This window comes from Halomonas sp. AOP7-B1-5 (assembly GCF_052353045.1).
GTDB lineage: Bacteria > Pseudomonadota > Gammaproteobacteria > Pseudomonadales > Halomonadaceae > Vreelandella > Vreelandella colorata.
In genome coordinates, this window is sequence record NZ_JBQTDC010000045.1 from 20,841 (window position 1) to 27,523 (window position 6,683).

General features: G+C 54.5%; 12 protein-coding genes. 3 read left to right on the top strand and 9 right to left on the bottom strand.

Going from position 1 to position 6,683, the window contains the following annotated elements; genetic code table 11:
* Positions 1-207: 207 nt before the first annotated feature.
* From ACT3XD_RS16975 to ACT3XD_RS16985, 3 genes are all read left to right on the top strand, one after another.
* On the top strand, positions 208-1,506 hold the full coding sequence (locus ACT3XD_RS16975) for a hypothetical protein (protein ID WP_192539320.1): 1,299 nt from the start codon (positions 208-210) through the stop codon (positions 1,504-1,506).
* A 111-nt stretch (positions 1,507-1,617) separates the two neighbouring features.
* Positions 1,618-1,950, top strand: coding sequence for a hypothetical protein (locus ACT3XD_RS16980; protein WP_192539321.1), 333 nt, complete (start codon positions 1,618-1,620; stop codon positions 1,948-1,950).
* Between the two features lie 232 nt (positions 1,951-2,182).
* On the top strand, positions 2,183-2,566 hold the full coding sequence (locus ACT3XD_RS16985) for a hypothetical protein (protein ID WP_192539322.1): 384 nt from the start codon (positions 2,183-2,185) through the stop codon (positions 2,564-2,566).
* A gap of 160 nt (positions 2,567-2,726) precedes the next feature.
* Here the strand turns inward: ACT3XD_RS16985 and ACT3XD_RS16990 are convergent, their stop codons facing one another.
* From ACT3XD_RS16990 to ACT3XD_RS17030, 9 genes are all read right to left on the bottom strand, one after another.
* On the bottom strand, positions 2,727-3,275 hold the full coding sequence (locus tag ACT3XD_RS16990) for a hypothetical protein (RefSeq protein WP_192539323.1): 549 nt from the start codon (positions 3,273-3,275) through the stop codon (positions 2,727-2,729).
* A gap of 83 nt (positions 3,276-3,358) precedes the next feature.
* The gene (locus tag ACT3XD_RS16995; protein ID WP_192539324.1) at positions 3,359-3,601 is read right to left on the bottom strand and encodes a hypothetical protein; all 243 of its coding nucleotides are present in this window, start codon (positions 3,599-3,601) and stop codon (positions 3,359-3,361) included.
* 76 nt (positions 3,602-3,677) lie between these two features.
* Positions 3,678-3,974, bottom strand: a complete 297-nt coding sequence (locus tag ACT3XD_RS17000) for a DUF7673 family protein (RefSeq protein ID WP_225736277.1) — start codon at positions 3,972-3,974, stop codon at positions 3,678-3,680.
* On the bottom strand, positions 3,971-4,468 hold the full coding sequence (locus ACT3XD_RS17005; RefSeq protein WP_192539329.1) for a 3'-5' exonuclease: 498 nt from the start codon (positions 4,466-4,468) through the stop codon (positions 3,971-3,973). Before ACT3XD_RS17005 ends, ACT3XD_RS17000 begins: the two co-directional genes overlap by 4 nt.
* A gap of 81 nt (positions 4,469-4,549) precedes the next feature.
* Positions 4,550-5,284, bottom strand: coding sequence for a complement resistance protein TraT (locus tag ACT3XD_RS17010; RefSeq protein ID WP_225736278.1), 735 nt, complete (start codon positions 5,282-5,284; stop codon positions 4,550-4,552).
* 63 nt (positions 5,285-5,347) lie between these two features.
* A complete protein-coding gene (locus ACT3XD_RS17015; RefSeq protein WP_192539325.1) occupies positions 5,348-5,626 on the bottom strand; it encodes an HU family DNA-binding protein in 279 nt (92 codons plus the stop codon).
* Positions 5,627-5,671: 45 nt separating this feature from the next.
* On the bottom strand, positions 5,672-6,244 hold the full coding sequence (locus ACT3XD_RS17020) for an LPP20 family lipoprotein (protein ID WP_192539326.1): 573 nt from the start codon (positions 6,242-6,244) through the stop codon (positions 5,672-5,674).
* Positions 6,245-6,250: 6 nt separating this feature from the next.
* A complete protein-coding gene (locus ACT3XD_RS17025) occupies positions 6,251-6,421 on the bottom strand; it encodes a hypothetical protein (RefSeq protein WP_192539327.1) in 171 nt (56 codons plus the stop codon).
* Positions 6,422-6,501: 80 nt separating this feature from the next.
* On the bottom strand, positions 6,502-6,683 hold a 182-nt coding region (locus tag ACT3XD_RS17030), incomplete at its 5' end, for a hypothetical protein (protein WP_444280618.1).

Consider the following 6,683-nt stretch of genomic DNA (forward strand, 5'->3'; position numbering starts at 1 on the left):
ACGCGAGAGGCTTCACGCTGCAGAATGTGTACAGATCGTACATAGAATATACAGGTGTTCTCACGTTAGAAACCTGTACAGAGGGTACATAGAAGCAGGGTGCGACAAAAAAAGTGCAGAATGTGTACAGAGCGTACATAGAAGGAGCGGCTTCGCTTCGCTACACTCAGTTCCATAAAGCCGTACTCACCGAATCAGAGAAAGGACATGGCACAGCATCCTCGCACGGACTGGGAGAAGGTCACTAGCGACCTGCGCAGATCAAAAACAAGCAAAGCCGATCAATCGGACGCACCGCCGACGAACCTGTCACTCGATCTTGATTCGATCATGCCGGAAAGTGGGCAGGCTGAAGACGTTGCCAATGTACCGGCACTCAAGCTGGCCGAGCCGGATGTTCTGCCTGACGCAGCACTGACGCCTGAAGGGCAGCCCCTTCGTGATTTTCAGTCGACGTTGACAAACACGCCGGAAGAACGTGCCAATGCGTCCAACCTGATGCAGTTTTGGGAGCGCATACCCCGTTACAATTGCAGCGATATCCAAGGGATCAATAACAGCCCTGACGCGAAGGAAATGGGGATCGTCAACTATTCGTTTGAAGACAGCGGCGAGCATTACACCCTTGAGATGACACCGGCACAAATTCGGACAGAAGCCAACGGCGTTCAGCAGACCATCTTTTGCTACCCCGATAATACCGATGAGCTTGTGGAGCTGGCGCTGGTCAAGCTGGCAATGAATAACGGCGATATCCTTCAACCGGCGGACATATCCCATAAACCGGCGGACATATCCCATAAACCGGCAAAGGGCCATGCCGCACTGCCGAGTTACGGGGTGCATTTCACGATTAACCAGCTGATGCAACAGCTCAAGCATTGGGGGAGGGGGCGTAGCTACCCAGCCCTGATGCGTTCTTTGGAAGTATTGAACAAGTGCAATCTGTCTGTTCGCTCGACCTCGAAAGGGGGAATCAATGCGCGAGGGGCGATTCTGCCTGAGCTTGTGTCATTTGAGCAGAATGGGTTTGATGCTCATGATCGAAACGGTTTCTGGACGGCAAGGTTTCACCCCATTATCAGCCTGGGTATTCATGCGGGCCTGTATCAGCAGTACAACGTGTTTCGTGTCGCACGGGTCAAAACGCATGTCGGTCATGCCATTATCAAGTTGTTGTTGCTCAACGGCCGTAATATCTCTGAGCAGACACCTTACTCGCTCAAACTGTCGTCCTTACAGGAGACGACAGGGCTTCTGAATTACAAGAGCCCGTATCATGCGCGCCGCAAGTTTCGTGAGCATATAAAAAGGATCGAAGCAGAAGGGCTGCTTTCGCACGTTGAGTTTGTCGAGAAGAAGCGAGGCAAGCGCGTCATTGATGTGGAAGCGCGTATGTTTGCTTCAGCGTCTCTAGTCCGAGAGATGAAGGCGTCACACAAGCGCTCGAATATCATCGGTGAGCGTCGTTACGTTCGAGCCGCCATCCAGAAAACGAAGGTCTAAGGAGTAGCCGCGATGCAAGATGAGGAAATGAAAACCATTTTAGCTGCGAACCTAAATATCTCGGATGGCAATACCACAATTCACTGATACGAAGTTGTAGGAAAAGCCGCCATGCAAATTGTGAAGATGCTCAGCGCTACGTTATTTGCCGCCGTGACTCTGATATCGCCATGGGCTATCTCGCAGGAGAACGCTGATGCGATTAGTGTTCTCACAATAAATAGCTTGCGCATACAAGGGCAGCCCGTTGTTTTACAAGAGGAAGCTGGCGACTGTTTATTTTTCGGAGATCTTGCGCATACAGGTAACGTGCATATACAGATCAAAGTGTGCAAGAAAGCAGACGGTTCACTGCTAGCTGCATATTACCCAGCGATAGCGGACGTAGATTTGCTTCCGGTACTTGAAGGTATTCGTTTATACCTACGGGAAGACTCCCCATAACTAATGCCGTTTACACAAAACACGCGAAAGTTAATGGAAAAGTACACTAATGACCGACACGATGTATAAAAAGCCAAAATGCTCGCAGTGGCTCAGCAATATAGCTGGTGTTGATTACCCATACCTTTGCTTCGGCGGTCGCAAGCATTCATGGCAGCAGAGTGACGGCCAACTTGAAAAGTGCTATTGCGGTGCCAAACGTAAACGGAACAATTGAGGAAAAGGGGATACCATGAGCGCTAATGAGCAGGGCGTGGAAATAGAGAATTTAGCATTTCCCGCTTTAGAGTATTTCTTGCATTCATATATTGCTGTTTACGATATAAAAGAAGGTTTGGAGCTAGATCAAAATGAATATGTTCAATCATGCCCAGAAGCCTTTTTTCTTTGCTGCGGCGCGATTGTTCGTGCCGAACATAAAGAAGATCCATCACCAGTAGTAGATCAAAAGGGCTATATCGAAGATATAAGAGATCAATATATGTATTTTGGTATATCCAGCGATTACCAAAACTACACACCCGAGGAAATAATAGAATTATGTCGCTCGCGTGGATTCTTCCCGCCAACCTATCTTTTTAGGCATGGTGAATTAATTCCAAACGAACTGTTATAGGAAAAGCCCCTGGCCCAGGGGGCTTTCGCTAGCGGCTCAATCGGGGCGCTGCCGAAAGCAACCACCAACAATGGAAAACACAACATGACGAAATGACTAAAGATCACCGTTGACTCACTAAAAGAGACACCAAGCGCCCTCGATAGGGCGCTTGAAGTGCTTAATCCACGTCCGTCTGCGCTTGAAACTCCCGTGCAATCTCCAGGTCAAGCAAGTCATTTTCGACCGACATGGTTTCCGGTTCACCCCAGTCAGCCAGCGCCAGCACCTCGTCCTTGGTGAGCCCAAGACGCTTTTGAAGCCTTGCCGCATAGCGGTCAGGACTGATGGGGTGACTGGCATCAAACGGGGCCATAATGGTCGCCCTGGCATAGCAATCGTCACTTCCCTCTAGCCCCTCCAGCGCAATATCGTTGGCTTGTGCCAGTAGGGGCGTAATGCCATCACCGGCGGCAACGATAGGGCGCTCACTTTTGATCCAGGCCCAGCTCCGGTACTCATCGTCGCCGTCACGCACATAGCCAATCACGATGACCTGCCAGTGCATCGGCGTGTTGATCGCAATCGTGTAGGTCGATTTGATCTTTTCTGGTGTCGATGGGGTGAGCAGATTAAAGCCCTGGTGATGATCGGGTATCGGTTCACCCGCCTCGGCCCTGGCATGATCGACATAGCGCCAGCTATAGAGCAAGCGCGTCATCTGGCGCATTTTGTTGCGCTTCCGTGCAGAGAGCGCCTTTTTGTCCCGTTTGGAAGGCCGTGTGTTCGGTTTTCTTTTCGCTTTGGGCATGGTTAAGCCTTCGTTTCTGTGTTGTGTTGCTGCTGGCGCTGTTTGCCCCGCCAGCGCCGGTAGTGGCCCCGCGCTTTCTGGCAAGCCGCTTCGATGGTCGGGAAGTCTTCGCTGGCATCGCCGATGAAAGCTGTCGTCTCGAAATAGTAGCCCCAGGGCGACGCGACAACGCGATAGCCTGGGGGAAGGGCGTGTTTCGGGTTGCTGGGGTCGAGCGATACGGCCTTGGCCATGTCCATGTCCATGGTGCTGGCTCCTGGTCGGTGGATTCACAAATATCGTCTCACGACTTTTCAATCGACCAAGCCCCAACGGGGAATGTTATTGGTCGCGCCAGCAACGCCAGAGGATTGTCATGTCATCCCCGTACCCCAGCTCGTCGGGATAGACAGGGTAGCGTGAAATCCAATCGAACAGCAGGCGACAATCGCTGGCGGTGTCGTCGTCCAGTCCCCAAAGGTCGGTCAGTCCAAAACCGCCGTTGTCGTCAGGATTGTGCCAAGCCAGTAGGAAGCTGGCGCAGATGCGTCCCTGTCCTGTATCCGTTTGCGCGATGGCGATGACGCGCTCCAGAGCATGTCGTGTGGGTCTGTCGAGCTGGATATAGTGAATTGTCAAGGTTGATCGTCCTGTCGTCGCAAGTATTGCCACACTGCACGGCAGGCCAGTGCATCTGCGGCAGCGCGATGTTTCGACCCAGGCCAGTGAAAGCCCACATAGTTGGCGGCGGAGTCGAGCTTGTGCCAGCGATAGTCGTTCCAGTCGCCGATATGTTCTGCAAAATCGAGCATACAGCACGATACCTGGTCTGCGGCAGTCGCCACCTCGGGTAGAAAACCCAGATCAAAATCGGCGTTATAGATCACCAGTCGAGCCCCCGTCACCAGTGCGAGCAATTCTGGTAGCACGTCTTCACGGGTGGGGGCCATCGCTACGTCGTCAGGCGAAATACCGTGTATGCGCTGGGCGTCCGGCCATGCGGTCGATTCGGCAGGTCGAAGTAGGGTGTCGAGCACGATATTACCCGCGTCGTCGACCACGGCAATTTCCACCAGCTCGTCTGTCGCGGGGTGCAATCCGGTTGTCTCGGTGTCCAGATAGAAGGTATTCATGAAAAGCGTCTTTCCAAAACAAGTGAAGCCACCGATCAAGGTGGCTTCTTGACTATTGTAGCGCTTCAATAACGGTATTGCTTAAAGCAGCCCCGAAATGGCATCTGTAAGCCCCTGTTCCAGCTCCGGCAGGGCTTCCTCGAAATCAAGGTTCATCTTGTTGGCGACACTGGCAATGCGGGTGTCGTAGCGTTGCCATTCGGTTGCCGATGTTGATTGAACGCTGCGAGTACCCGAACTGCCTTGGCTCAAGTTCGCCTGATTCTGTTCGGTGACGGTGATGCCGTCGTCGACACGCGCGCTCACGCGAACGTCCGTGATCATCGAAAATTTAACGTCCTTCACCATGGCGTCTGCCGCCGCACCGATCAACGCGCCAGCGATGGCCGTCCCCACGCGCCCAGAGCCACCGCCAACATAAGTGCCGCCCAGTGCTGCGCCAGTCAAGGCCGCCCCATAGCCTGCACCGACCGCCTGAGACGCATCGCGCAGATCGGTTTCCCCGATTTGCAAGACATTAGCCTGGATTAAGAACTGGGCATCGTCCAGATCGCGGGTGACTTCGTAGCCTTTGGCCTCGATGGCAGAAATGACACTGGTTTCGATGTCGATTTCCTGGTGGTCAGAAGTGTTGCGAAGCTGGACATAGACCACTTGCTCGTCGAGCGGAACAGGATCGAGGAAGATGGTGTCCGACATTTTGGTGCTAACGGCCAGCTCGCGCTTGTTAATCGCCGTATGCGTCGCTGCGCACCCGCTTAACAACATGACACCGGCCATGGCACCGGCAATGAGTAGGTTTTTCTTCAGAAGCATGGGGTTTTCCTTCTAGGATCGTGATGGTATTGCCAGCCCGACGGGGCTGGCGCTTTTTCAGGTTCAGGCGTTCAGGGCGGCCTTGATCGTGGAGGAAGGGCGCAGCGCAATCGTCTTTTTGGCGGGGATATTGATCACGTCGCCCGTCCCAGGGTTTCGGCCTTTTCGGGCTGCCGATTGGCGTAGCACCAGTTTGCCCAGGCTACCCAGGGAATACTTTTCCTGTTCCTCGATGTTGGCTTCCACACTGTCGCCGAGGGCCGTCAGCACCGCCTCAACCGTGGTTTGGGATTGGCCGCTGCGTTCGGCAATGTCGCGGATAACGTCGCTTTTCTTTTCCATGATGTGTCTCGCTTTTCTATGTGATGGGATTGGGTGACGGGCGTGCTACGGCTGCTGCAACGCTCGCACCAGGGCTTCGTCCGGCATATCGCCGTCGAGGGCAACCACCGCATCGGGACGGCGGCCTTCTGAACGCGGATCAGGCTCGCTGGATGCGTTTTGCGATGGTGCCGCCGCGTCAAAACGGGGCGTACCGTCGACGCGCTCCATGAGCTGCCGGTATTGCGCTCGCAATGTGTCGCCTGCATGGCCGTTCTGGTCAGTAAAGGCGGTCAGTGCGCGATTGACGTCGGGGAAGGGCAGCTTGATCAAGCTGTACACGCGATAGCCCTCACGGCCCGACTGGATGACCCGCTCGACATCTTCTGCGCCCGCGACGTTCACGCTATCGACGAACGTGTTAACGATGCTTTGGAAGCTGGCATCGCCGTCACCGGCCAGTGTGCTTTCCGCCGACAAGGTTTGATTGATCTCTTGGGCCACGCGACGGCGAGCGTCGATATTGGCTTTTTGGAGCGCCAGCGACAGTGATGTGCTGGTGCCGATACCCGCGCCATAAAGCCCTGTAGCGTCCGGTGACGGCGTTTTGATGACCCAGGCGGGGATAGAGTCGATCACACCGCTTTAACGCGTCTCACGCTCGCTGATGCGTGTCTCGGCGCGTTCGTGCAGGGCAGCTTCGCGCTCAAGCGCCACGTCCGTCGGTGTCTGGCTGGCGCACCCCGCCAACAGCAGCAGGGCGCTGGCGGCTCCGACAAGCGGTATCCAGCAGGGCCGTATAGGGTGTGTTGGCATTCCCGATTTCCTTTTTTGGTAGTGAGTCTCGATATCTATCTTCTTCGCCGGATCAAAACGGCCAAACGCGTGCGAAAAGCTCAGAAAAACCGCCCGTACCGCGCAATTCCTATATCCCGCTTGCTGTGGTCGCGGCGAACATCCCCGCGTCCGATCCAGTTGTTTCGTACTGGCATCAGGTCGTCGACGCGAACATGCTCAAATGCTGCCGACACGTCGGTAATCCGTGGGTGTTGCGCTGGCACCGTAAACGTGAACACGG